A 23,593-nucleotide genomic window follows, 5' to 3' on the forward strand; every position below is an offset into this window, starting at 1 on the left:
CAAGGCGGCCGTCCACCGATGTCAAGGGCGTCCCCGGCCGGGGACGCCCTTCCGCGTTAGCCTGGACCGTCACACTCCAGCCAGCTCAGTCAAGGGGCCAACCAACCCGTGCGCATCGCCAGGTTCTCCATCGACGGGAACGTCGCCTTCGGCGCGGTCGAGGGCGACAAGCCGGACGAGCTCGTCCTCGACATCATCAAGGGCATCCCGTTCACGGACTTCGAGCTCTCCGGCACCAAGGTGCCGCTGAACAAGGTCCGGCTGCTCCCGCCCGTGCTGCCCAACAAGGTCGTCGCCTTCGGCCGCAACTACGCCGAACACGCGCGCGAGCTGGGCAACGAGGTCCCGGACGCCCCGTTCGCCTTCTTCAAGCCGTCCACCTCGGTGATCGGCCCCGGCGACGCCATCCAGTACCCGTCCTTCTCCGCGGAGGTCCACCACGAGGCCGAGCTCGCCGTGGTCATCGGCCGGCTGTGCCGCGAGGTCCCCCGCGAGCGCGTCAAGGACGTGATCTTCGGATACACGTGCGCCAACGACGTCACCGCCCGCGACGTCCAGAAGCGCGAGAAGCAGTGGGCCCGGGCCAAGGGCTTCGACACCTCCTGCCCCCTGGGCCCCTGGGTGGAGACCGGCCTGGACCTCGAGACCGCGGGCGACCTCACCGTCCAGCTCACGGTCAACGGCGCCCAGCGGCAGCTCGGCCGCACCAGCGAGATGATCCACTCCATCGAGGATCTGATCGTCAACATCACCGAGGCCATGACGCTGCTCCCCGGCGACGTGATCCTCACGGGCACCCCGGCAGGGGTAGGCCCCCTGGCTGTCGGCGACGAGGTCGCCGTCACCATCGAAGGCATCGGCACTCTCACCAACAAGGTTGTCAAGCGTGGCTAGCGCACCCGGCACTCCCGTACGCGTCCGTTTCTGTCCCTCGCCCACCGGTAACCCGCACGTGGGCCTGGTGCGCACCGCCCTGTTCAACTGGGCGTTCGCCAAGCACCACCAGGGCACGCTGGTCTTCCGCATCGAGGACACCGACGCGGCCCGCGACTCCGAGGAGTCCTACACCCAGCTGCTCGACTCGATGCGCTGGCTGGGCTTCGACTGGGACGAGGGCCCCGAGGTCGGCGGCCCGCACGCGCCGTACCGCCAGTCGCAGCGCATGGACCTCTACAAGGACGTCGCCCACAAGCTGCTGGAAGCGGGGCACGCGTACCGCTGCTACTGCTCGCAGGAGGAGCTGGACACCCGCCGCGAGGCCGCCCGCGCCGCCGGCAGGCCGTCCGGCTACGACGGCCACTGCCGCGACCTGAGCGCCGAGCAGGTCGAGGAGTACACGGCCCAGGGCCGCGCCCCCATCGTCCGCTTCCGCATGCCCGACGAGACGATCACGTTCACGGACCTGGTCCGCGGCGAGCTGACGTTCACCCCGGAGAACGTCCCCGACTACGGCATCGTCCGCGCGAACGGCGCCCCGCTGTACACCCTGGTCAACCCGGTGGACGACGCGCTGATGGAGATCACGCACGTCCTGCGCGGCGAGGACCTGCTGTCCTCCACGCCCCGCCAGGTCGCCCTCTACAAGGCGCTGACCGAGCTGGGCATCGCCAAGGGCACCCCGCTCTTCGGCCACCTGCCGTACGTGATGGGCGAGGGCAACAAGAAGCTGTCGAAGCGCGACCCGCAGTCCTCGCTCAACCTCTACCGCGAGCGCGGGTTCCTCCCCGAGGGCCTGCTCAACTACCTCTCGCTCCTCGGCTGGTCGCTCTCGGCCGACCAGGACATCTTCACGATGGACGAGATGGTCGCGGCCTTCGACGTCGCCGACGTCAACCCCAACCCGGCGCGCTTCGACCTCAAGAAGGCCGAGGCGATCAACGCCGACCACATCCGCCTGCTCGACGTGAAGGACTTCACCGAGCGCTGCGCCCCCTGGCTGAAGGCCCCGGTCGCCCCCTGGGCCCCGGAGGACTTCGACGAGGCGAAGTGGCAGGCGATCGCCCCGCACGCGCAGACCCGGCTGAAGGTCCTCTCCGAGATCACCGACAACGTCGACTTCCTGTTCCTGCCGGAGCCGGTCTTCGACGAGGCCTCCTGGACGAAGGCGATGAAGGAGGGCAGCGACGCCCTGCTGACCACGGCGCGGGAGAAGCTGGCGTCGGCCGACTGGAGTTCGCCCGAGTCCCTCAAGGAGGCCGTCCTGGCCGCCGGCGAGGCTCACGGCCTGAAGCTCGGCAAGGCCCAGGCCCCCGTCCGGGTCGCCGTCACCGGCCGCACGGTCGGCCTGCCCCTCTTCGAGTCCCTGGAGATCCTGGGCAGGGACACGACGCTGGCCCGGATCGACGCGGCCCTGGCGAAGCTCGCGGCGTGACGGCGCACCGCACATGAGGGGCGGCTCCCGGACTTCCGGGGGCCGCCCCTCACGCGTTCGCCCCCACACGGCGTCGCTCTCGTCGGTCAGGCAGGCGAACTCGTCGAAGATCTCCGGCACGACGACGACCAGGTCGCGGCCTTGCGGAACGGATCGCGCGCCAGTATCCGCACGGCCTTGTCCAGGTGCGCCCGGCGCTCACTCGGCAGACCGTCGTAGGCCGCCCGGGCCTCGACGGTGAACAGGACCCGGCACTCGCTCATGTCCTCGGCGTGCCGGCCCGCGATACGGTCGGGGCATGAGCATTCGTGCCGTGGTCTGGGACGTTGACGACACCCTCTTCGACTACACGACCGCCGACCGCGAGGGCATGCGGTCGTACCTCACCACCGAGCGGCTGCTCGACCGCTTCGGCACCGCGGACGAGGCGCTCGCGCGCTGGCGGGAGGTGACCGAACAGCAGTGGGCGCGGTTCTCCGCGGGCGGGATGACCTTCGAGGACCAGCGCCGCGACCGGGTGCGGGCGTTCCTGGAGCGGCCGGAGCTGACCGACGAGGAGGCCGACGCCTGGTTCCGGCGCTACATCACGCACTACGAGGCCGCCTGGTCGCTGTTCCCCGACGTCCTGCCCGTGCTCGACGCCCTCGCCGCCAGCCACCGCCATGCCGTGCTGTCGAACTCCAGCATCCACGTGCAGGACCACAAGCTGCGCGTCCTCGGCGTCCACGACCGCTTCGAGGTCATCCTGTGCGCCGCCGAGCTCGGCGTCTCCAAGCCGGAGGCCGGCGCCTTCCTCGCGGCCTGCGAGGCGCTCTCCCTGCCCCCGCACGAGGTGGCCTACGTGGGCGACCATCCGGAGATCGACGGACGGGGCGCCGCGGACGCCGGGCTTCTGTCGGTGTGGATCGACCGCTACGGAGGCGGGGCGACCGTCGAGCTCCCGTCCGGGCGGCACCGCATCGTCAGCCTCGCCGAACTTCCCGCGCTGCTCGGCTCCGATACCCGTTTTGGAGCGCAGTCCACCTTCGGGTAATGTTCTTCCTGCGCCGCCGGAGAGCGGGCCGAAAGGCCGGAACCGGAGGAGCAAAACTAGAACAAGATCCCCTTCGGGGCTTGCGTTCCAGTGGCCTATGGTGTAATTGGCAGCACGACTGATTCTGGTTCAGTTAGTCTTGGTTCGAGTCCAGGTAGGCCAGCTCGCAGAGCTCATCTGCGCACGCGGAGATCATCTCCGCAACGCCCCCGTTGTGTAGCGGCCTAGCACGCCGCCCTCTCAAGGCGGTAGCGCCGGTTCGAATCCGGTCGGGGGTACAGATCCTTCCCGCGGGGGGAGTTCGGGTAGCTCCCGCTCACCTCGATGCAGGATCGCTAGGGCCCCCGTTGTGTAGCGGCCTAGCACGCCGCCCTCTCAAGGCGGTAGCGCCGGTTCGAATCCGGTCGGGGGTACAAACTGGTCTAAACCACATTGGTCTATGGTGTAATTGGCAGCACGACTGATTCTGGTTCAGTTAGTCTAGGTTCGAGTCCTGGTAGACCAGCTCGGATCTGCGGAAACGCAAGATCCTCGCCCCCGTTGTGTAGCGGCCTAGCACGCCGCCCTCTCAAGGCGGTAGCGCCGGTTCGAATCCGGTCGGGGGTACGCACCACGCAAGGCCCTCCACTTCGGTGGAGGGCCTTCGTCGTGTCCTGCCCGTGCCCTTCCGGTCTCCCCCGTTCCCTTCCGTGCGCGCGTTCACCCGAAGCCGTACCGCCGGGCCGACTCCTCCTCCTGGGCCGGCCGGTGCAGCGCCTGCAACATCGGCTCGACGCGGATCGCGCCGAGCAGCGCCGTCTCCACCCGCTGCGCCTCCGACTCCCGCGTCTCCACGAAGTCGAGGTCGAGCGAGGCCGTCCGGTGCATCAACCGGGCGTAGGACACGAGCAGTTCGGCGTCCCACGCGTAGCCGAGCCGCCGCAGCGCGGCCACCGCCACCACCAGCGAACGGTAGGCGGGGGAGAGGGACTTCAGCAGCCGGGCGTTCGTCCAGCCCAGGCGGACGAGCAGGCCGTCCGCCTCCCGGTGCGCCGCGCGCACGCAGTCGTCCTCCGCGTCCGGCTCGGGGCCCGGGGCAGCGCCCGCAGGGCCGCGCCCAGCCGCATCGTGCGCCCCAGGGAGTCGCCGTCGACATGGCCGAGCACCTCGCGGACGGTGGCCACCGGCAGCCGGCCCACCTGGATCATCGCGCGCACCAGCCGCAGCCGGCGCAGATGCCCGGGCCGTGCACCAGTGGGCGCCGGTCATGCCGGCCATGTTCCGCATGCCGGCGGAGCTGAGGAAGGACCCGGAGCGCGGGCTGCTCTCCCGGGTGCTGCTGACGGCCTCGCCCCGGACGTACTGCGTCGTCCGGTACTGGGAGTCCAAGGAGAAGCTCTACGCCTACGCGAGCGCGTCCGACGCCTTCCGCCACCGGGCGTGGGCGAGGGTCGACCGCCTGGAGCGGCGCGGGAAGGTCCGCGGGCACGTCGGGATCTGGCACGAGGCGTACAGCGTGCCGGAAGGCTCCTGCGAGGCGGTCTACGGGGACATGCCGGCCTTCGGCCTCGCGGCCGCGCACGGTCGGGTCCCGTTGGGGGAGCGGGGGCGGTATGCCCGGGACCGGTTCGCACACCGGCCGGCGCCGTGGGAGGAGAGGGCCGCCGCGGCGTTGAGGCTGCCCTTTCCCCTCGGCGGGGTCAGCCCGTCCTGCGCAGGGCCTCCGACAGGCGGGCCGCGGCGTCGATGACGGCCTGGGCGTGCATCCGGCCCGGGTGACGGGTCAGGCGCTCGATGGGGCCCGAGACGGAGACGGCGGCCACCACGCGGTTCGAGGGGCCGCGCACGGGGGCGGACACGGAGGCCACGCCCGGCTCGCGCTCGCCGATGGACTGGGCCCAGCCGCGACGCCGGACGCCCGACAGGGCCGTCGCCGTGAACCGGGCGCCCTGGAGGCCGCGGTGCAGCCGCTCGGGCTCCTCCCAGGCCATCAGGATCTGCGCCGAGGAGCCGGCCTTCATGGTGAGCGTGGAGCCCACCGGGACCGTGTCCCGAAGACCGGACAGGCGTTCCGCCGCGGCCACGCAGATGCGCATGTCGCCCTGGCGGCGGTAGAGCTGTGCGCTCTCGCCCGTGATGTCGCGCAGGTGCGTGAGCACCGGGCCGGCGGTGGCCAGCAGGCGGTCCTCGCCCGCGGCCGCGGCCAGCTCGGCCAGCCGGGGGCCCAGGATGAAGCGCCCCTGCATGTCCCGCGCCACCATACGGTGGTGTTCCAAAGCCACGGCCAGGCGGTGGGCCGTGGGTCGTGCGAGTCCGGTGGCAGCGACCAAGCCTGCGAGGGTGGCCGGACCGGACTCCAGGGCGCTCAGGACAAGGGCTGCCTTGTCCAGGACGCCGACGCCGCTACTGTTGTCCATGAAACGATACTCCCGTCTCACTCTGTGAAACGCAAGTTCATTTTTCCGTGAGACGCGCAACCCTTGGAGACATGACGGCCCGCAGACCAACGGGCCTGGCGGCGGGTGCCCGGGAACGCCGAGAACACGATCGAGGGCGTCGCCTCCACAAGATCTCTAGTTGGGCCGGTGCTCCTGTGCCGGCCGGAGGGAAAGCGATGGGTAGGACACTCGCGGAGAAGGTCTGGGACGACCACGTCGTCCGGCGCGCCGAGGGCGAGCCCGACCTCCTCTTCATCGATCTGCACCTGCTGCACGAGGTGACCAGCCCCCAGGCCTTCGACGGCCTCCGTCAGAACGGCCGCCCCGTGCGCCGTCTCGACCTCACCATCGCGACCGAGGACCACAACACCCCGACCCTCGACATCGACAAGCCGATCGCCGACCCGGTCTCGCGCGCCCAGCTGGAGACGCTGCGCAAGAACTGCGCCGAGTTCGGCGTGCGGCTGCACCCGCTCGGCGACGTCGAGCAGGGCGTCGTGCACGTCGTGGGCCCGCAGTTGGGCCTGACCCAGCCCGGCACGACCGTCGTCTGCGGCGACTCCCACACCTCCACGCACGGCGCCTTCGGCGCGCTGGCCTTCGGCATCGGCACCTCGCAGGTCGAGCACGTGCTGGCCACCCAGACGCTCCCGCTGGCCCGCCCAAGGACCATGGCGATCACGGTCGACGGCGAGCTGCCCGACGGCGTCACCGCCAAGGACCTGATCCTGGCGATCATCGCGAAGATCGGCACCGGCGGCGGCCAGGGCTACATCCTGGAGTACCGCGGCCCCGCCATCGAGAAGCTCTCGATGGAGGCCCGGATGACCATCTGCAACATGTCGATCGAGGCCGGCGCCCGCGCGGGCATGATCGCCCCCGACGAGACCACGTTCGCCTACCTCCGGGGCCGCGCCCACGCGCCCGAGGGCGAGGACTGGGACGCCGCCGTCGCGTACTGGAAGACGCTGCGGACGGACGACGACGCGGAGTTCGACGCCGAGGTCGTCATCGACGCCGCCGCGCTGTCGCCGTTCGTCACCTGGGGCACCAACCCGGGCCAGGGCGCGCCGCTTTCGGCGGACGTCCCCGACCCCGCTTCGTACGAAGACGCTTCGGAGCGCCTCGCCGCCGAAAAGGCCCTGGAGTACATGGGGTTGGAGGCCGGACAGCCGCTGCGCTCCATCAACGTGGACACCGTCTTCGTAGGTTCCTGCACCAACGGCCGCATCGAGGACCTGCGGGCCGCCGCCGCGATCGTCGAGGGCCGCAAAGTCGCCGACGGCGTACGGATGCTGGTCGTCCCCGGCTCGGCGCGCGTCGGTCTCCAGGCCGTCTCCGAGGGCCTGGACGTCGTCTTCAAGGAGGCCGGCGCCGAATGGCGGCACGCGGGCTGCTCGATGTGCCTCGGCATGAACCCCGACCAGCTCGCGCCCGGTGAGCGCTCCGCGTCCACCTCCAACCGCAACTTCGAGGGCCGGCAGGGCAAGGGGGGCCGCACCCACCTGGTGTCGCCGCAGGTCGCGGCCGCCACGGCCGTCCTGGGCCACCTGGCCTCCCCGGCCGACCTGTCCGACGCCGAGACCCGTACGCCCGCTGGAGTCTGATCAGCCATGGAAGCATTCACCAAACACACCGGCCGGGCCGTCCCGCTGCGCCGCTCCAACGTCGACACCGACCAGATCATCCCTGCTCACTGGCTCAAGAAGGTCACGCGGGACGGTTTCGAGGACGGGCTGTTCGAGGCCTGGCGCAAGGACGCGGACTTCGTCCTCAACCGCCCCGAGCGGCAGGGTGCGACCGTGCTGGTCGCCGGCCCCGACTTCGGCACCGGCTCCTCCCGCGAGCACGCCGTCTGGGCGCTCCAGAACTACGGCTTCAAGGCCGTGATCTCCTCTCGCTTCGCCGACATCTTCCGGGGCAACTCGCTCAAGAACGGCCTGCTCACGGTCGTGCTGGACCAGAAGACCGTCGAGGCGCTCCAGGAGCTGAGCGAGCGGGACCCGCAGGCCGAGATCACCGTCGACCTCGAGGCCCGCGAGGTGCGCGCCGAGGGCCTCACCGCCTCCTTCGAGCTGGACGAGAACTCCCGCTGGCGGCTGCTGAACGGCCTGGACGACATCTCCATCACCCTGCGCAACGAGGACGACATCGCCGCCTACGAGGCCAAGCGCCCGTCCCACAAGCCGAGGACGCTCCCGGTCTGATCCCGGAGCCCGACAGGCCCGGGCAGGTCGAGTTTCGGCCACCGCGACACCCCCGCCGTACCCCCGATCCCACCGATCGGGGGTACGGCTGCGTCTGCACCCGTTCGGCCCTGCACGCTCGGACCGTCGTAGTCAACTTCCCACGTTAGGCGGGGTGTTGCCGGGGTATGCGCCCGATGAGGACGTGATCGCCGGATGTGCCCGGACGGCCGTCTGAGGCGGCAGTTGCCCCCTGGGCGGGCGACAACTCGCCCCAGATGGCACAATCTGTGCATGGAACACGACGGCCAACTCGAGCTCTATACGGCGGTCGCGAACCAACTCAAGGAAGCGCACGCGAGAGTGCGCGCACTGCAAGTCCCGGAGGGCGTACGGATGGCGCTGACCCGGAAGCTGCTGGTCATTACGGCCGCGGCCAAGCACGATCTCGCCGATGCGACAAGGCGTCTGGAGCGGTTCATGGCGGACCTCGACGAAGGGCGAACGCCCGAAGAGGAGCGTTGATCGCCTCCGGAGCCGCCGATTTCGTTGCGGCACAAGGGTGATTAGCCCGTTTCGTGTTTGATTTGCGGTATATATCTGCCTAACGTGCGAAAAAGCTCGGACAGTATCGTTCCGGCTAATGTCTCCGAAGGGGAAGACGTGAACAAGGCGCAGCTCGTAGAAGCGATTGCCGACAAGGTGGGCGGCCGCCAGCAGGCCGCCGACGCGGTCGACGCGGTCCTGGACGCCATCGTCCGCGCGACGGTCGCCGGCGACCGGGTCTCGGTCACCGGCTTCGGCTCGTTCGAGAAGGTCGACCGGCCGGCCCGCTACGCCCGCAACCCCCAGACGGGCGAGCGGGTGCGGGTCAAGAAGACGTCCGTGCCGCGCTTCCGTGCCGGCCAGGGCTTCAAGGACCTGGTGAGCGGGTCGAAGAAGCTTCCCCGCGGTGGCGAGGTCGCCGTCAAGAAGGCCCCCAAGGGCAGCCTGACCGGCGGTTCTTCCGCCACGGTCAAGAAGGCCGCCGCGAAGAAGGCCTCCCCCTCGACGCGCGCCGGGGCCGCGAAGAAGACCACGGCCACGGCGAAGAAGACGACGGCCGCGGCGAAGAAGACCACGGGCGCCGCCAAGAAGACGACGGCCAAGAAGACCACGGCGAAGAAGACGACGGCGGCCGCGAAGAAGACCACCGCCACGAAGTCGGCCACCGCCAAGAAGACGACGGCCAAGAAGGCCCCCGCCGCGAAGAAGGCGACGGCCACCAAGGCCCCCGCCAAGAAGTCGACCGCGCGCAAGACCACCGCCAAGAAGGCCACCGCCCGCAAGGCGTAGGGCACCTGGGGCACTCACACGCCGGGCCGGACTCCCGCACGGAGCCCGGCCCGCGGCGTGTGCGCGGCCCGCTCAGAAGGTCTGAAGCGTCACCAGGGTGATCCGCGGGCCGCCGTCGCCGCCGCGCTCCGTCTCGATGCGCACCCGCTGTCCGGGCCGCAGCAGCCGCAGCCCGCCCGCGTCGAACGCCGCCGCGTCGAAGGAGACGGGGGTCCCGTCGTCCAGCAGCACCTGTCCGCTGCGCGTGCCGGGGTCGTACGTGTACGCGGTCGCCTGCATGCCGGCAGCCTACTGCTCCGGGATCAGCAGCCGCGCGGCCGCCGCGGCCGTCCGGGAGCCCACTCCCAGCGCCAGCGCCGCGCGCAGATCCTCGCCGGTGTCCACGTCCTGGCGCACGGAATCCACCGCGTCGAGACGGAGTTCCTCGGCGCCGCCGGCCTGGTGGCGGGCCCGTGAATCCGCGCCGAATGCGGGGCGCAGCGCATGGCCGGGGGCGGCGGTGAGAAGCGTGGTGCCGACCGCGGCCGCGTCCGGGAGGAAAGCGCGGGGGAATTCCGCGGCCGCGGCCAGGACGCGCGCCAATTCCGCCGGGCGCAGCGCCGGCAGATCGGCGTTGAGGGCGGCGAGCGGGGAATCCGGGCGAAAGGCCCGCACGGCGGCCGCTCCGTGCGCCAGGGCGGCGTTGAGACCCGCGCGCGGCTCGTCCGGGACGATCCGGGCGCCGAGCGCCGCCAGGATGCGCGAGGCCAGCGCGTCGTCCGTGACTACGGCCACATCGCGCACGTCCGGCGAGGCCAGCGCGGCGGCCACGGTGTCCTCGGCGAAGGCCAGGGCGAGTCCGGGGCGCAGCCCGTCGCCGGCGGTGTCCGCGAGCCTGCTCTTGGCCAGCGCCAAGGGCTTCAGGGGTATGACCAAGCTCCACTGCACCGGCGTACCGTCCCTCTCTCGTCGCGGACATTGTCACCCGGCCCGTCCGCAGGTCGCGGAGGCGGGCGTACGGTGTTCTCGACAGACCAGCGGCCCGGGGCGACACTTGTGCGGCCCCGGGTCCAGGAGCAGGCCTTGGGAAGTCCTAGAGGAAGGTGTCCGCGTGCCCCGCCGCAGAATCGGCTTCTGGTACCGCTTCGCAGCGGTCCTCTGCAAACCCTGGCTGGTGGTTCTGCTCAAGCGGGACTGGCGCGGAATGGAGCACATTCCGGCCGAGGGTGGATTTATCACCGCGGTGAACCACAATTCGCATGTCGACCCCTTCGCGTACGCCCATTTCCAGTACAACAGCGGACGGGTGCCGCGATTCCTGGCGAAGAGCGGGCTTTTCAAGGAGGGATTCGTCGGCGCCGCGATGCGTGGCACCGGACAGATCCCCGTCTACCGCGAGAGCACGGACGCGCTGAGCGCCTTCCGGGCCGCGATCGAGGCAGTGGAGCGCGGCGAGTGCGTCGCGTTCTACCCCGAGGGCACCCTCACCCGCGACCCCGACGGCTGGCCCATGACGGCCAAGACCGGCGCGGCGCGCGTGGCACTGCAGACGAAGTGCCCGGTGATCCCCGTAGCCCAGTGGGGCGCCAACGAACTGCTGCCGCCCTACGCCAGGAAGCCCCACCTCCTTCCGCGCAAGACCCACCATGTGCTCGCGGGCCCGCCCGTGGACCTCACCCGGTTCTACGGCCACGAGATGACCCCCGAGCTCCTGAAGGAGGCGACGGAGGTCATCATGGCGGCCGTCACCGCCCAGCTGGAGGAGATCCGCGGCGAGAAGGCGCCCGAGAGGCCGTACGACCCGCGCCGGGAGCGGATCGAGCAGCGCCGCCGCACCCAGGCGGAGACCGGCGCGGAGAGCGGCCCGGGGACCGGTCACGCGCAAGCCCGTCACGAGGGGGAGAACAGCAAGTGAGCAAGTCCGTGAAGGCGGCGGTGTTCAGCGCCGGTTCGTGGGGGACGGCCTTCGGCATGGTGCTCGCCGACGCGGGCTGCGACGTCACCCTGTGGGCGCGTCGCCCCGAGGTGGCCGACGCGATCAACACCACCCGGGCCAACCCCGACTACTTCCCCGGCATCGAGCTCCCGGAGAACCTGCGGGCCACGACGGATCCCGCCGAGGCCGCCGCCGGCGCCGACTACACGGTCCTGTCGGTGCCCTCGCAGACGCTGCGCGCCAACCTCGCCGAGTGGACGCCCCTGCTCGCTGCGGACACCGTCCTGGTGTCGTTGATGAAGGGCGTCGAGCTCGGCACGACCATGCGGATGAGCGAGGTCGTCGAGGACGTCGCGAAGGTGGGCCCGGGCCGCGTCGCCGTGGTGACCGGCCCCAACCTGGCCAGGGAGATCGCCTCGCGCAGGCCGGCCGCGGCCGTGGTCGCCTGCACCGACGAGGCCGTCGCCCAGAAGCTCCAGGCCGCCTGCCACACGCCCTATTTCCGGCCCTACACCAACACCGACGTGGTGGGCTGCGAGCTGGGCGGCGCGGTCAAGAACGTCATCGGGCTCGCGGTCGGCATCGCCGACGGCATGGGCCTGGGCGACAACGCCAAGGGCTCGCTGATCACCCGCGGCCTCGCCGAGACCACCCGGCTGGGCCTGGCCATGGGCGCGGACCCGCTCACCTTCGCCGGACTCGCCGGGCTCGGCGACCTGGTGGCGACCTGCTCCTCGCCGCTGTCGCGCAACCACACCTTCGGCACCAACCTCGGCAAGGGCATGACGCTTCAGGAGACCATCGCGGTCACCCGGCAGACCGCCGAGGGCGTCAAGTCCTGTGAGTCGGTGCTCGATCTGGCGCGGCGGCACGGCGTCGACATGCCGATCACCGAGACGGTCGTCGCCATCGTGCACGAGGGCAAGCCTCCGGTCGTCGCCGTCAAGGAGCTCATGTCGCGCAGCGCGAAGCCGGAGCGACGCTGAGCCAACGCGGCGGGCGGACGCTGACTCCCGGCCCTACCACCGGGTACTCTCAAGCCGATATGAGCACCGAGAACCTCCCCCAGAGCCCTCAGCAGCCCGTCCGCAAGCCGCGGGTGGCCGTCGTCTTCGGCGGCCGCAGCTCCGAGCACGGGATCTCCGTGGTGACCGCCGGCGCGGTCCTCAGGGCCATCGACCGGACCAAGTACGAAGTCCTGCCGATCGGCATCACCCGCGAGGGCCGCTGGTTCCTCACCGCCGACGAACCCGAGCGCATGGCGATCACCGACCGCCGCACGCCCGACGTCGAGGAGCTCGCCGAGTCGCGGGACGGCGGAGTGGTGCTCCCCGTCGACCCCGCCAACCGCGAAGTCGTCTACTACGAGCCGGGATCGGTGCCCAAGGCGCTCGGCGAGGTCGACGTCGTCTTCCCGGTGCTGCACGGCCCCTACGGCGAGGACGGCACCCTCCAGGGCCTGCTGGAGCTCTCCGGCGTCCCGTACGTGGGTTCGGGCGTGCTCGCCTCGGCCGTGGGCCAGGACAAGGAGTACATGAAGCGGGTGTTCACCTCCTTCGGGCTCAAGGTCGGCCCGTACGTGGTGATCCGCCCGCGCGAGTGGGAGCAGGACGAGCCGGGCGCCCGCAAGAAGATCGTCGACCTCGCCGGCGAGCACGGCTGGCCGCTCTTCGTGAAGCCCGCGCGCGCGGGCTCGTCCATCGGCATCACCAAGGTCGACGACCTGTCCGGCCTGGACGAGGCGATCGCCGAGGCCCGGCGCCACGACCCGAAGATCCTCGTCGAGGCGGCGCTGCGGGGCCGCGAGATCGAGTGCGGCGTCCTGGAGTTCGAGGACGGTCCCCGCGCCTCGCTCCCGGCCGAGATCCCGCCGCCGGACGCGCACGCCTACTACGACTTCGACGCCAAGTACATCGACTCGACCCCCGGGATCGTCCCCGCGCCGCTGACGGACGAGGAGACGGCGCAGGTCCGCAGGCTGGCGGTGGACGCCTTCGACGCGGCGTCCTGCGAGGGCCTGGTCCGCGCGGACTTCTTCCTCACGGAGGACGGCGAGTTCGTCATCAACGAGATCAACACGATGCCCGGCTTCACGCCGATCTCGATGTACCCCAAGATGTGGCAGGAGACCGGGATCGGCTACCCCGAGCTGGTGGACCGTCTGGTGCAGGCGGCGCTGCGCAGGTCCACCGGACTGCGCTGATCCGGGGGCGGCCGGTCCGGGACCGGGCGGGGGCCGGTCCGGTCGGACGGTCTAGTCGGCGATCCCCTCGGGGATCGCCTTCTTGATGGCGGGGGCCAGGTCGATCAGGACGCCGGAGGTGTCCGTGCCGGCCGGCACGGACACCTCGACATAGGCGCTGCGACTGGCCGTGGTGAAGCGGCTGCCCCCGCCGTCCCGCGTCTCCATCAGCCAGTCGACGCCGTCGACCCCGCCGGCCACCGCGTCCGGGTCCGCCCCCTCGGCGACCTTGGGGTCGATCATCTTCGGCGGCCGCGCGACACCGCAGCGCAGTATGATCTCCGGACCTCCCCAGCCCGCGGTGAGCGCGGAGGCGGGCTCGGGATCGTGGCGGCTCTCCCCGTCCACCTTCGACGGCAGTACCTTGTCCAGGTCCCGGCACAGCTTCGCGGCTTTCGCGCCGGGACGGGGAACCGCCGTCGACGCGTTGTCGTCTGCTGAGGAGCAGCCCGCGAGCGTGATCAGCAGGACGAGCGCGGGCAGGCCGACGGGCCGGTGACGGAAGAGGTTCACCGGCCAAGGGTAGACGGGGGCTACAGATGCACGACCGGACAGGTCAGGGTGCGGGTGATCCCGTCCACCTGCTGGACCTTGGCGACCACCATGCGGCCGAGGTCGTCCACGGTGTCGGCCTGGGCGCGCACGATCACGTCATAGGGTCCCGTCACGTCCTCGGCCTGGACCACGCCAGGGATTTTGCCGATCTCCTCGGCGACGGTCGACGCTTTGCCGACGTCCGTCTGGATCAGGATGTACGCCTGTACCACGGAACCTCCAGGGCGGCCACGAGGATCATGTGGGGAAAAGGAACGCCACGGTATCGCGTCGCCGCGCGCCGCGGGGAGACCTACGAGGACCACGGCGCGCGCGCCGGGGTGCGGGGGCACGAAAGACGTCGACGGACGCCTCGACCGTATCGAGGACACTGGGTATGCGCTACCGGGCACAAACAGGTACAGAAGGGGCCGAAGGGTAAATGAAGGGCACTGTTGGTGAACTCGGCGAGTTCGGGCTCATCAGGGAGCTCACCTCCCGTCTCACCACCACCCCCGCGGTCCGGGTCGGCCCCGGCGACGACGCCGCGGTGGTCGCCGCGCCCGACCGCAGGGTCGTGGCCAGCACCGACATCCTGCTGGAGGGCAGGCACTTCCGCCGCGACTGGTCGACGGCCTACGACGTCGGCCGCAAGGCCGCCGCGCAGAACCTCGCCGACATCGCCGCCATGGGCGCGGTGCCGACGGCCCTGCTCCTCGGCCTCGTGGTGCCCGCCGAACTCCCCGTGACCTGGCCGTCGGAGATGATGGACGGCCTGCGCGACGAGTGCCAGGTGGCGGGCGCCTCCGTGGTCGGCGGCGACGTCGTGCGGGGCGACACGATCATGGTGTCGATCACCGCGCTCGGCGATCTGCGCAACCAGGAGCCCGTCACCCGGGGCGGCGCCCAGCCCGGCGACCTGGTCGCGGTGACCGGCTGGCTCGGCTGGTCCGCCGCCGGGTACGCGGTCCTCTCGCGCGGCTTCCGCTCGCCCCGCGCGTTCGTGGAGGCCCATCGCCGTCCCGAACCGCCGTACCACGCCGGTCCGGCGGCGGCCGCGCTCGGCGCGACGGCGATGTGCGACGTCAGCGACGGACTGATCGCCGACCTCGGGCACATCGCGGAGGCCAGCAAGGTCCGCATCGACATCCGGTCGGGCGCCATAGACATCCCCACCCAGATGAACGACATCGGGCAGGCCGTCGGCGTCGACCCCATGCAGTGGGTGCTCACCGGGGGAGAGGACCACGCCATCGTGGCCACGTTCCCGCCGGACGTGAAACTCCCCGCCCGCTGGAAGGTCATCGGCGAGGTGCTCAACCCCTCCGCACTGCCGCAGGTCACGGTCGACGGCGCGCCCTGGACCAGCAAGGGCGGCTGGGACCACTTCGGGGACATGGAGTCGTGACCGCCCAGGGGACCCCGCCCCGGGTGCTGACCGTGGCGGGCTCCGACTCCGGCGGCGGGGCCGGGATCCAGGCCGACCTGAAGACGATGCTCGCCCTCGGCGTGCACGGCATGAGCGTCGTCACGGCCGTCACCGCGCAGAACTCCCTCGGCGTGCGGGGGGCGTGGGAACTGCCGGCGGAGGCGGTCCGCGCCCAGTACCGCAGCGTCGTCGACGACATCGGCGTGCAGGCGGTCAAGACGGGCATGCTCTCCTCCGCCGAACTCGTCGAGACCGTCGCCGACTTGCTGGCCGGGACCGACGCCCCCGTGGTCGTCGACCCGGTCGGCGTCTCCAAGCACGGCGACCCGCTGCTGGCCGCCTCCGCGCTGGACTGCGTGCGCGCGAAGCTGCTGCCGCGGGCCACCGTCGCCACCCCCAACCTCGACGAGGTGGCCCAACTGACCGGCGTGCGGGTCGAGTCCGAGGAGCAGCTCAGGGACGCGGCGGCCGCCGTGCTGGCGTTCGGACCGCGCTGGGCGCTGATCAAGGGCGGCCATCTGCCCGGCGACGCGGTGGACCTGCTGACGGACGGCGTCGAGGAGTACTGGCTGCGCGCCCCGCGGCACGACAACCGGCACTCGCACGGCACCGGCTGCACCCTCGCCTCGGCGATCGCCTCCCAGCTCGCGCGGGGGCGCTCGGTGCCGGAGGCGGTGACGGAGGCGAAGAGCTACGTCACCGGGGCGATCGCCGCCGGGTTCGCGCTCGGCGCGGGCATCGGACCCGTGGACCACGGCTGGGCCCTCACACGGGGCGCCCCGACCGCCTGACGGCCGCGCCCCGCGCTCCGCGTCCCACGGGACGCGGCACAGCAAAAAGCCGGTCCACACTGGGTGGACCGGCTCGATGCAGCGAACCAGCAGTGGCCGCGCGCGAGGGGTTCCCCCCGGCTCGAACGGAGTCGAGATCAGGGGGACGTGCGTCAGCGCGAGACCTTGCCGGCCTTGATGCACGAGGTGCAAGCGTTCACGCGCTTCGGCGTCCCGCCGACCACGGTACGGACGCGCTGGATGTTGGGGTTCCAGCGACGGGACGTACGGCGGTGCGAAAACGAGATGTTGTTGCCGAAGCTCGGCCCCTTGCCACAGACGTCGCAGTTGGCAGCCACGGGTCACTCCAAAGACTTCAGATGCACTTACGGATGATCCCGGCATGCCGGGATCAGGATCTAGGATCTGAGTGGCGGTGCCAGGGGGATGGCCCGATGCGGATCGGGCAACCGGAGCAGCATACAACGACTGCGCCGGTACAACGAAACTACCATGGCTGCTCAGGGGCCCGGCCCGCGCCCGGGGCGGCTCCGTCCGCCGCGGCCCGGCCCGCTTGCCGCCGTTCACCCGTCCGGGGTCTACGCTGCGTCCAGTCCAGCAGCCAGGGAGGCGCAGGTGGCGCAGGTGCCGCAGACATTCTTCGATGCTCTCGCGGTGCGCACCTGGTGCGGCCTCGCCCTGGCGGCCCTGGGGCGGGCGCGTGAGGAGATCGACGCGATCAACGTCTACCCGGTCGCGGACGGGGACACCGGCACCAACCTGTACCTGACCGTCGAGTCGGCGGCGACCGCCGTGGAGGCGGTGTTCGCCGGGTACGAGGCCGGTTCGGGGGCCGGCGGCGCCCACGAGCCCGCCGGGAAGCCCGCCCTCGCCGACGCCGCCCGCGCGATGGCGCACGGCGCGCTCATCGGGGCGCGCGGCAACTCGGGGACGATCCTCGCGCAGCTGCTGCGCGGCATGGCCCAGGTGCTCGCCGCCGAGGGTGAGGCCTCTCACACCGACGGACGCGGGCTGCGGCTGGCCCTGCGGCGCGCGGCCGACTCCGCCCGCCAGGCCGTCGCCCACCCCGTCGAGGGAACCGTCCTGTCGGTCGCCTCGGCCGCCGCGGACGCCGCGCAGACGGCGGTGGGAGCGCAGGGCGCGGAGGGCGACTGCGGGACCGTCGCCCGGGCCGCCTACCAGGGGGCCTGCGCGGCGCTCGCCGCGACCCCGGGACAGCTGGCCGTCCTGGAGCACGCCGGGGTCGTCGACGCGGGCGGCCGGGGACTGGTCGCGGTGCTCGCGGCACTGGTGGAGACGTTCACGGGGGAGGCGCCCGGGTTCTCCCCGGTCGCCTCCGGCGACCCGGCGCGGGAGCGCGGCGAGCGCCGGGAGCAGAAGGGCCGGAACGGCCGGGAGGGCCGGGAGGGGGCGCCCGGGGCCGACGACGGCGAGGGCTCCGCGCAGGACTGCGCGGACGGGCCGCAGGGCGAGAGCGGTCCGGCCTTCGAGGTGATCTACCTGCTGGAGGCGGAGGACGCCGCGGTCGGGCGGCTGCGGCAGCGGCTGGACGCGCTCGGCGACTCGCTCGTCGTGGTCGGCGGCGACGGCCTGTGGAACGTCCACGTGCACGTGGACGACGCCGGTGCCGCCGTGGAGGCCGGCGTCGACGCGGGCCGGCCCTACCGGATCCGCATCACGCACTTCGGGGCCGGCGACGCGCACACGCGCGGGAGCGAGCGTCCGCCCCGCGAGCGCGTGCAGCGCGCGGTCGTCGCCGTCGTGCCCGGCGAGGGGCTGGCCGGGCTCTACGCCGAGGCCGGCGCGACCACCGTGCTCGCCCGCCCCGGTGAGCCGCCCGCCAGCGGCGAGCTCGTCGAGGCCGTGCGACGGGCCCACGCGCGCGAGGTCGTGCTGCTGCCCAACGACGCCGACCTGCGGCACACCGCCGCCGCGGCCGCCGAGCAGGCCCGCACGGAGGGCATCCGGGTGGCGCTGATCCCGACCCGCTCGGCGGTCCAGGGGATCGCCGCCCTCGCCGTCCACGAGCCGGACCGCCGCTTCGACGAGGACGTCGTCTCGATGACCTCGGCGGCCGGCGCGACCCGTCACGCCGAGGTCGTCGTGGCCGAGCGCCAGTCGTGGACCATGGCCGGCATCTGCCAGGCCGGCGACGTCCTCGGGCTCGTCGACGGCGACGTGGCGGTCATCGGCTCCGACGTGACCGCCACCGCGGAGACCGTCCTGAACCGCATGCTGTCGGCCGGCGGTGAACTCGTCACCCTCGTCCTGGGCGACGAGGCCCCCGAGGGCGTCGCCGAGCGTCTGCAGGCGCGGGTGCGGGAGGCGTACCTCGCGGTGGACACGGTGGTCTACCGGGGCGGACGGCAGGGAGCCCTGCTGCTGATCGGCGTGGAGTAGCCCGGCCGCCCCCCCCCGCGACTCCGTACCGAACTGCACGGGATCGCGGGGTGCGGGCGAGCGTGGCGCCGTCAGCGCTCCCTCTGTTCCTCCGCCACCTGCAACAGCTGCTCCGCCTCGGCCCGCCGGGCCCGCGCCGTCTCGTCGTCGCCGCGGTCGCCGCCGTGCTCGCCGGGCCCGGCCTCCTCGTCGGCGTCCGACCCGGCCCCCGCCTGCGCGTCCGCGTAGGCGCGCAGCACCGCACGCGCGCGTGCCGCCGCCGCGGCCGGACGCCCCAGGTCGCTCTCCAGCCAGCCGGCCGCCAGCTCCGCGCCGGTCCGGGCGTGCAGGGCGTCGTCCCCCAGGGCGACGAACACCGCGACCGCCTCGGAGATCTGGGAGAGCGCCTCGTCCAGGGCGGACCGGATCGAGTCGTCGTCGGCGTCCTCGGCGGCGGAACGGGCCAGCAGATCGCCGAACTGACGGTGGGTGTCGCCCAGTTCGGCGACGATCCGGCGGCGCACCTCGTCGTCGCGCGCCGCGTCGAACGCGTCCGCGCACTCCTCCAGGGCGGTCGCCATCAGGTCGCGCGCGGCCCCGGCGCCCGCCTCCGTGCGCAACGCCAGCCACGCGCGGGCCCGCAGCGAGCGGACCAGCCCGTGCACGTTGCCGAGGTCGCGCCACAGGGCGCCCGCGCGCGCGTACGCCCGGTCCGCCTCGGCGTGCAGACCGGCCTGCCCGAGCGACTCGGCGGCCAGGTGCGCCAGCGTCGCGTGGTCGTGCTGTTCGGGCCAGTGCCGGGCGATCTCGGCGGCCTGAAGCCGCCGCTCGGCCGCGTCCCGGTGGTCCCCGAGCTCGCTGAGACAGTCGCCCAGCCACCACTGCGTCTGGACGACCGCGCCGTCGCCGTGCGTCTCGGCGCTCAGGTCCGCGAGCGCCGACTCCAGCACCTCCGCGGCCTCGGCCCAGCGGCCCTGCCGGACCAGGTACCCGCCGAGCTGGTGGCGGGCCCACGCGCCGAACGTCGGGCCCACGCCCGCCTCGTCCGCCCAGTGCGCCGCCTCCAGGGCGTGCTCCGCGGCCTCGGCGTCCTCTCCCCGGCCGCCCACCACCTCGGCGAGCTGCAAATACAGCTGCGCCCGCCCCACCGCCTCCAGGAACGGTCCGCCGTGCTCCAGCGCCGCCCGCAGCGCCCGCTCCGCCTCCGCCATGTCGTCCAGCTGGTGGGCGAGACCGGCCAGCCGGGCCTCGTACTCCACGGCGAACCACGGCAGTCCCGCCGCGACGAACTCGCCGGCCGCCCGCGCGAACAGCTCCACGCCGGCCTCCGGGTCCCCCGACCGCACCGCCAGCTCGGCGAGCATCGCACGGCCCTCGGCGACCCGCGCGGCGAGCCGCACGTCGTCCCCCGCCCGTCCCTCCACCAGCGCCAGCAGCTCCCGCACGGCCGCCTCCGCCGCCGTCAGGACGTCGTCGTCCACGGGCCCCTCGGCCCCGTGGACGTGCCGCATCAGGATCCGGGCCCGCGCCATCAGCACGCCCGCCGCCTGGGGCACCTCGGTGCCGCCGTCGGCGTACAGCGCGAGGACGCGGTCGTAGGGGCCGGCCACCGCGGCGAGCGCCTCGTCCACCTCGCCGGCGAGCGCACGGACGTAGGCCGCACGCGCGTGTGCCGCCAGCGCCTCCCCGGGGTCGCCCGCCCGCGCGTACAGCTCGGCCGCCTGCTCGAACCGTTCGGCGCCCTCGGGGCCCAGACCGATCGCCTCGTGGTCGGCGATCTCCGCGCGATCACGCGCCGCCAGCTCCCCCGCCGCCGAGCCCGCGGCCGCCTCGGCGACCCGCGCCCAGGCCTCGACGGCGTGCGGCCGCAGGGTCTCCGACAGCCGCCGCGCCTCGGCCAGCAGGGCCGCGAGGTCCGGCTCGCCGGACTCCCCGACCGGAGCCGGAGCCTGCGCCGAGGGCGCCGACGCGGTCGCGGAGGACACCGGGCGGGCGGCCCGCACCCCCAGGGGCAGCCGCTCCGCCAGGGGCCGCTGCGCCATCCGCGCGCGTGCCCGCTCGCTGACGTGCCGGGTGCCGTTGCGCTCGTCGAAACGCGCGGCCAGCGCGAGCGCCTGGGCGCGCGCGTGGGCGGCGAGTTCGGCGGCGGTCCACTCCCGGCCGGCCGGACCGGGCACCCGCCGATCGCCGCACCCGAGTTCCGCCAACCGCTCCATGAGCAGCACCGTCACGCTCAGGAACTCCAGCTTGCTGCGCGGATGCCCCTCGTCGGTGAAGTACGCGGGCCGCTCCGCGAGCAGCTCCAGGCCGCGCGCCTCGTTGCCGGTCAGCGCGCAGAACTCCACATGGTCGGCGTAGGCCCCGCGCATCGACTCCATGGGCCGCACCAGGCGGAACCCGCGCAGGTGGTGGGCGCGGGCCTCCTCCGGGCGGCCCAGCCGCAACAGCGGCACCAGGGACGAGGCCAGCACGGTGTGCGGCTCGTGCGCGCACGCGTACTCGCCCTCCAGGACCGGCGCCCACACCCGCAGGGCCTCGGCGTCCCGGCCGCGCTCCGCCTGCCACCAGCCCTGCCCGTGCAGCTCGCACGCGTGGCAGTCGGCCATGGTGTCCCGGTCCGCGGCCAGCCAGGCGGCGAACGCCCGCTCGGCCCGCTCCACGTCCCCCACGTGCGCGGCGACGCTGAACTCGGCGCTGCGCACCGCCCGCTCGGAGTGCCCGGCGAGGCGGTAGCGGTGCTCCATCTCGCCGAGCCACTTCTCCACCGACGCCAACGGCACGTGCGGCTGGTCGAGCATGCCCGCCGACATCCACTTGAAGACCCAGTGCAGCGAGTGCGTCTCGTACGCGTCGAAGTCCTCGGGCCGCTCGTCCCACATGCGCAGCAGCCGCGCGAACGGGACGAACATCTTCGCCTTCTCGGAGCTGTAGTTGTAGACCTTCAGCTGGTGCCCGAGCGCCTCGATCACGGCCAGCGGGATCTTCAGCTTCTCGGCCTCCAGCAGCAACTGCTCCGCGCGCGCGTTGCGGGCCGGACCCTCCGGCTGCTCGCCGTTCTCCGCCATCGCCCGGCGCAGGGAGTCGAAGTCGGTGATCTCACTCATCGTCGGCCGCCCGTCCCTCCGTCGGCTCCCGCTGGGCCGACTCCCCGTGTGTGGCCCACTCCAGAAGGCCGATGAACGCCCGGTTCAGCAGCGCCGAGTCCGCCGGGCGCAGCGGCCGCTGAGCCATCAGCAGCGCCTGCCCGTACAGGGACTCCGTGGCGGTGCCGATCAGCTCGGGATCGTGCAGCGAACCGATCCGCCGGACCAGCGGGTTGAGATGGTTCAGCACCAGACGCGCGCGCGGGGCGCTCCCGCGCAGCGAGCCCAGGATGCCCGCCCACAGGTCGTCGGCCTCCTCCTCGGCCTGCGCGCGTGCCTGCTCGTGCCGGGCCGCCCGGTCGTCCAGATGCAGCGCGGGCACCGACAGCGGGTGGAAGGCCCGCAGGACGACGTCGCAGGCCAGCGGTTCCAGCCGCGCCCGCGCGGCTGCCAGGAAGCCCGCCAGCGCCAGCTCCTCGGCCGCGTCGACGCCGTCCAGGTGGGCGGTCACCGTGTCCGCGTCCAGCTCGGCGACCACGGTCCCCGGCCGCACCGAGGGCAGCGCCTCCACCAGCTCGCCGTCGTAGGTGTAACCGCCGTTGACCACCCCGACGCCCTGCGCGGACGCGATCGGCGCGACCTGCCGGTACTCCTCCACGGTCCGGGTGAAGTGCACCACCGGGTGGCGCCGGGCGAACTCCTCCAGCGACAGCCGTCCGTCGGTCGTCTCGAAGGGCAGCCACGGCAGCATCGTGCGCAGCATCTCCCGGTCGTGCCGCGCCAGGGACTTCACGCCCAGGTGGTGCACGGCCAGGAACCCCGCGAGCCGCTCCGGGTCGCCCGCGGCGAGCCCCGTCAGCCAGGACCGGATCCGCCCGCCCAGCGCCTCGCGCACCGCGGCCAGCGTCTCGTCCTCGTACAGCGCCTCCCGCGATGCGGTCGGGCGCAGGCTGTCGGTGTCCAGGACACAGCGCACGAAGAACGCCCAGTCGGGCAGCAGCTGTTCGCCGCGCTCGGTCAGCAGCATGCCCTTGAGGTGCACCCGGTGGCCGCCGCGCTGCGCCGGGCTGACCGCCGACGGCAGCACGTACGCCACCCCGCGGATCCCCGCCACCGGCACGTCCAGCTCGATCGCGTCCAGCGGGCCGAAGCCGAACAGCTCGCGGCAGTGCCGGGCCAGCGCGACCCGCCGGTCGGCGGGGGAGGGGTACGGGCGGTCCCAGACGGCGGGCAGGTCGGTGACCGCCTCGTCGCCGACCCGGACGTCGTAGGGCAGCAGCGACCCGAAGTCCCGGGCCAGCGCCAGCACGCGCGACTCGGCCAGCCACTCCGCGGCGCCGGCCCGCGCCACCAGATGGACGGTGGTGCCCGGCTCGGGGCGCTCCTCGTGGGGCAGCGTCCGCACGGTGTACGAGCCGTCGTCCCGGGCCGTCCACTCCACGGGCGGCGCGTCCGGCGTCCGCGCGCTGCGGCTGACCACGCGGATCCGCTCGGCGACCACGAAGCAGGCCAGCAGGCCGATGCCGAACTGGCCGAGGAAGTCGGAGCGGACGTCGTGCAGGCCCTCGGCGCGTTTGGAACTGCGCCCGATGGTGGCCAGCAGGCTGTGCACGTCCGCCTCGGTGAGCCCGATGCCGGAGTCCTCGACCCGCAGCCGTCCGTCCGCCGCGAACAGCCGCACCCGCGCGGGTGCGTCGGGCTCCTCGGCCCGCCGGGCGGTGACGGCGTCCACCGCGTTCTGAAGCAGCTCGCGCAGATAGACCCGGGGACTGGAGTAGAGGTGATGGGACAGCAGGTCCACCAGGCCACGCAGGTCGACCTGGAACGTGTGGGGCGGCTGGGGCGCCTGGGATGACTGTGAGGTCTGGGAGTCCATCG

General features: G+C 72.7%; 23 protein-coding genes, 5 tRNA genes and 1 pseudogene. 19 read left to right on the forward strand and 10 right to left on the reverse strand.

Annotation, left to right across the window (positions count from 1 at the left end; genetic code table 11):
- The first annotated feature begins 108 nt into the window (after window positions 1–108).
- Both KMS84_RS00830 and gltX read left to right on the forward strand, forming a co-directional pair.
- Window positions 109–894: a fumarylacetoacetate hydrolase family protein gene (locus KMS84_RS00830; protein WP_256914031.1), complete on the forward strand. Its 786-nt coding sequence runs from the start codon at window positions 109–111 to the stop codon at window positions 892–894.
- Window positions 887–2,371, forward strand: coding sequence for a glutamate--tRNA ligase (gene gltX / locus KMS84_RS00835; RefSeq protein ID WP_256914032.1), 1,485 nt, complete (start codon window positions 887–889; stop codon window positions 2,369–2,371). Before KMS84_RS00830 ends, gltX begins: the two co-directional genes overlap by 8 nt.
- An 86-nt stretch (window positions 2,372–2,457) precedes the next feature.
- On the opposite strand, the gene KMS84_RS00840 is transcribed toward gltX, so the two are convergent.
- Window positions 2,458–2,634 (reverse strand): hypothetical protein, encoded by a 177-nt coding sequence (locus tag KMS84_RS00840; RefSeq protein ID WP_256914033.1) that lies wholly within the window; start codon window positions 2,632–2,634, stop codon window positions 2,458–2,460.
- A gap of 35 nt (window positions 2,635–2,669) precedes the next feature.
- Between KMS84_RS00840 and KMS84_RS00845 the strand changes: the two genes are divergently transcribed.
- The 6 genes from KMS84_RS00845 (at window position 2,670) to KMS84_RS00870 (ending at window position 4,010) form a co-directional block, all read left to right on the forward strand.
- Window positions 2,670–3,404 (forward strand): HAD family hydrolase, encoded by a 735-nt coding sequence (locus KMS84_RS00845; protein WP_256914034.1) that lies wholly within the window; start codon window positions 2,670–2,672, stop codon window positions 3,402–3,404.
- Window positions 3,405–3,495: 91 nt separating this feature from the next.
- Window positions 3,496–3,567 (forward strand) — tRNA-Gln (locus KMS84_RS00850).
- A 42-nt stretch (window positions 3,568–3,609) separates the two neighbouring features.
- Window positions 3,610–3,682: transfer RNA gene (locus KMS84_RS00855), tRNA-Glu, on the forward strand.
- Window positions 3,683–3,744: 62 nt separating this feature from the next.
- A tRNA-Glu gene (locus KMS84_RS00860) sits at window positions 3,745–3,817 on the forward strand.
- A gap of 20 nt (window positions 3,818–3,837) precedes the next feature.
- Window positions 3,838–3,909, forward strand: a tRNA-Gln gene (locus KMS84_RS00865).
- Window positions 3,910–3,937: 28 nt separating this feature from the next.
- Window positions 3,938–4,010: transfer RNA gene (locus tag KMS84_RS00870), tRNA-Glu, on the forward strand.
- 93 nt (window positions 4,011–4,103) lie between these two features.
- On the opposite strand, the pseudogene KMS84_RS00875 reads toward KMS84_RS00870, so the two are convergent.
- Window positions 4,104–4,621, reverse strand: a pseudogene (locus tag KMS84_RS00875) (MerR family transcriptional regulator); the annotation flags it as partial.
- 8 nt (window positions 4,622–4,629) lie between these two features.
- Here KMS84_RS00875 and KMS84_RS00880 point away from each other — a divergent pair.
- The gene (locus KMS84_RS00880; protein WP_256914035.1) at window positions 4,630–5,133 is read left to right on the forward strand and encodes a monooxygenase family protein; all 504 of its coding nucleotides are present in this window, start codon (window positions 4,630–4,632) and stop codon (window positions 5,131–5,133) included.
- Here KMS84_RS00880 and ndgR read toward each other — a convergent pair.
- Window positions 5,084–5,800 carry an IclR family transcriptional regulator NdgR gene (ndgR, locus tag KMS84_RS00885; RefSeq protein WP_007384919.1) on the reverse strand — a complete coding sequence of 239 codons (717 nt, stop codon included), beginning with the start codon at window positions 5,798–5,800 and terminating at the stop codon, window positions 5,084–5,086. The genes KMS84_RS00880 and ndgR overlap by 50 nt on opposite strands.
- Window positions 5,801–5,997: 197 nt before the next feature.
- Here ndgR and leuC point away from each other — a divergent pair, with 197 nt between their 5' ends.
- The 4 genes from leuC (at window position 5,998) to KMS84_RS00905 (ending at window position 9,342) form a co-directional block, all read left to right on the forward strand.
- Entirely contained in the window at window positions 5,998–7,428 is a 1,431-nt protein-coding gene (leuC, locus tag KMS84_RS00890) for a 3-isopropylmalate dehydratase large subunit (protein WP_256914036.1), read from the forward strand.
- 6 nt (window positions 7,429–7,434) lie between these two features.
- Window positions 7,435–8,028 carry a 3-isopropylmalate dehydratase small subunit gene (leuD, locus tag KMS84_RS00895; RefSeq protein WP_256914037.1) on the forward strand — a complete coding sequence of 198 codons (594 nt, stop codon included), beginning with the start codon at window positions 7,435–7,437 and terminating at the stop codon, window positions 8,026–8,028.
- Window positions 8,029–8,301: 273 nt separating this feature from the next.
- Window positions 8,302–8,532 carry an SCO5555 family protein gene (locus KMS84_RS00900; RefSeq protein WP_256914038.1) on the forward strand — a complete coding sequence of 77 codons (231 nt, stop codon included), beginning with the start codon at window positions 8,302–8,304 and terminating at the stop codon, window positions 8,530–8,532.
- Window positions 8,533–8,670: 138 nt separating this feature from the next.
- A complete protein-coding gene (locus KMS84_RS00905) occupies window positions 8,671–9,342 on the forward strand; it encodes an HU family DNA-binding protein (RefSeq protein ID WP_256914039.1) in 672 nt (223 codons plus the stop codon).
- 72 nt (window positions 9,343–9,414) lie between these two features.
- Here the strand turns inward: KMS84_RS00905 and KMS84_RS00910 are convergent, their stop codons facing one another.
- Together KMS84_RS00910 and cofC are read right to left on the reverse strand one after the other, a co-directional pair.
- The gene (locus tag KMS84_RS00910; protein ID WP_256914040.1) at window positions 9,415–9,621 is read right to left on the reverse strand and encodes a copper-binding protein; all 207 of its coding nucleotides are present in this window, start codon (window positions 9,619–9,621) and stop codon (window positions 9,415–9,417) included.
- 9 nt (window positions 9,622–9,630) lie between these two features.
- On the reverse strand, window positions 9,631–10,269 hold the full coding sequence (gene cofC / locus KMS84_RS00915) for a 2-phospho-L-lactate guanylyltransferase (protein ID WP_256914041.1): 639 nt from the start codon (window positions 10,267–10,269) through the stop codon (window positions 9,631–9,633).
- Between the two features lie 163 nt (window positions 10,270–10,432).
- On the opposite strand from cofC, the gene KMS84_RS00920 reads away from it, so the two are divergent.
- From KMS84_RS00920 to KMS84_RS00930, 3 genes are read left to right on the forward strand one after another with little or no spacing between them, the layout of a single operon-like run.
- Window positions 10,433–11,236 carry a lysophospholipid acyltransferase family protein gene (locus tag KMS84_RS00920; RefSeq protein ID WP_256914042.1) on the forward strand — a complete coding sequence of 268 codons (804 nt, stop codon included), beginning with the start codon at window positions 10,433–10,435 and terminating at the stop codon, window positions 11,234–11,236.
- Window positions 11,233–12,243: an NAD(P)H-dependent glycerol-3-phosphate dehydrogenase gene (locus KMS84_RS00925; protein WP_256914043.1), complete on the forward strand. Its 1,011-nt coding sequence runs from the start codon at window positions 11,233–11,235 to the stop codon at window positions 12,241–12,243. Before KMS84_RS00920 ends, KMS84_RS00925 begins: the two co-directional genes overlap by 4 nt.
- 59 nt (window positions 12,244–12,302) lie before the next feature.
- Window positions 12,303–13,460, forward strand: a complete 1,158-nt coding sequence (locus tag KMS84_RS00930) for a D-alanine--D-alanine ligase family protein (protein WP_256914044.1) — start codon at window positions 12,303–12,305, stop codon at window positions 13,458–13,460.
- Window positions 13,461–13,511: 51 nt separating this feature from the next.
- Here the strand turns inward: KMS84_RS00930 and KMS84_RS00935 are convergent, their stop codons facing one another.
- Together KMS84_RS00935 and KMS84_RS00940 are read right to left on the reverse strand one after the other, a co-directional pair.
- Complete coding sequence (locus KMS84_RS00935) at window positions 13,512–14,012, reverse strand: DUF3515 domain-containing protein (RefSeq protein WP_256914045.1); 501 nt, start codon at window positions 14,010–14,012, stop codon at window positions 13,512–13,514.
- 20 nt (window positions 14,013–14,032) lie between these two features.
- Window positions 14,033–14,266, reverse strand: coding sequence for an Lrp/AsnC family transcriptional regulator (locus KMS84_RS00940; RefSeq protein ID WP_109002124.1), 234 nt, complete (start codon window positions 14,264–14,266; stop codon window positions 14,033–14,035).
- 209 nt (window positions 14,267–14,475) lie between these two features.
- On the opposite strand from KMS84_RS00940, the gene KMS84_RS00945 reads away from it, so the two are divergent.
- On the forward strand, window positions 14,476–15,441 hold the full coding sequence (locus tag KMS84_RS00945) for a thiamine-phosphate kinase (protein WP_256914046.1): 966 nt from the start codon (window positions 14,476–14,478) through the stop codon (window positions 15,439–15,441).
- Window positions 15,438–16,253 carry a bifunctional hydroxymethylpyrimidine kinase/phosphomethylpyrimidine kinase gene (gene thiD, locus KMS84_RS00950; protein ID WP_256914047.1) on the forward strand — a complete coding sequence of 272 codons (816 nt, stop codon included), beginning with the start codon at window positions 15,438–15,440 and terminating at the stop codon, window positions 16,251–16,253. Before KMS84_RS00945 ends, thiD begins: the two co-directional genes overlap by 4 nt.
- A 152-nt stretch (window positions 16,254–16,405) precedes the next feature.
- On the opposite strand, the gene rpmB is transcribed toward thiD, so the two are convergent.
- Window positions 16,406–16,591, reverse strand: a complete 186-nt coding sequence (gene rpmB, locus KMS84_RS00955) for a 50S ribosomal protein L28 (RefSeq protein WP_079041368.1) — start codon at window positions 16,589–16,591, stop codon at window positions 16,406–16,408.
- Between the two features lie 277 nt (window positions 16,592–16,868).
- Here rpmB and KMS84_RS00960 point away from each other — a divergent pair, with 277 nt between their 5' ends.
- The gene (locus KMS84_RS00960; RefSeq protein WP_256914048.1) at window positions 16,869–18,653 is read left to right on the forward strand and encodes a DAK2 domain-containing protein; all 1,785 of its coding nucleotides are present in this window, start codon (window positions 16,869–16,871) and stop codon (window positions 18,651–18,653) included.
- Between the two features lie 71 nt (window positions 18,654–18,724).
- On the opposite strand, the gene KMS84_RS00965 is transcribed toward KMS84_RS00960, so the two are convergent.
- Together KMS84_RS00965 and KMS84_RS00970 are read right to left on the reverse strand one after the other, a co-directional pair.
- Window positions 18,725–21,736 (reverse strand): tetratricopeptide repeat protein, encoded by a 3,012-nt coding sequence (locus KMS84_RS00965; protein ID WP_256914049.1) that lies wholly within the window; start codon window positions 21,734–21,736, stop codon window positions 18,725–18,727.
- Window positions 21,729–23,591 carry an HSP90 family protein gene (locus KMS84_RS00970; protein ID WP_256914050.1) on the reverse strand — a complete coding sequence of 621 codons (1,863 nt, stop codon included), beginning with the start codon at window positions 23,589–23,591 and terminating at the stop codon, window positions 21,729–21,731. The genes KMS84_RS00965 and KMS84_RS00970 overlap by 8 nt, the downstream gene beginning before the upstream one ends.
- Between the last annotated feature and the right edge of the window lie 2 nt (window positions 23,592–23,593).

This window comes from Streptomyces hilarionis (genome assembly GCF_024539675.1).
Taxonomy (GTDB): Bacteria; Actinomycetota; Actinomycetes; order Streptomycetales; family Streptomycetaceae; genus Streptomyces; species Streptomyces hilarionis.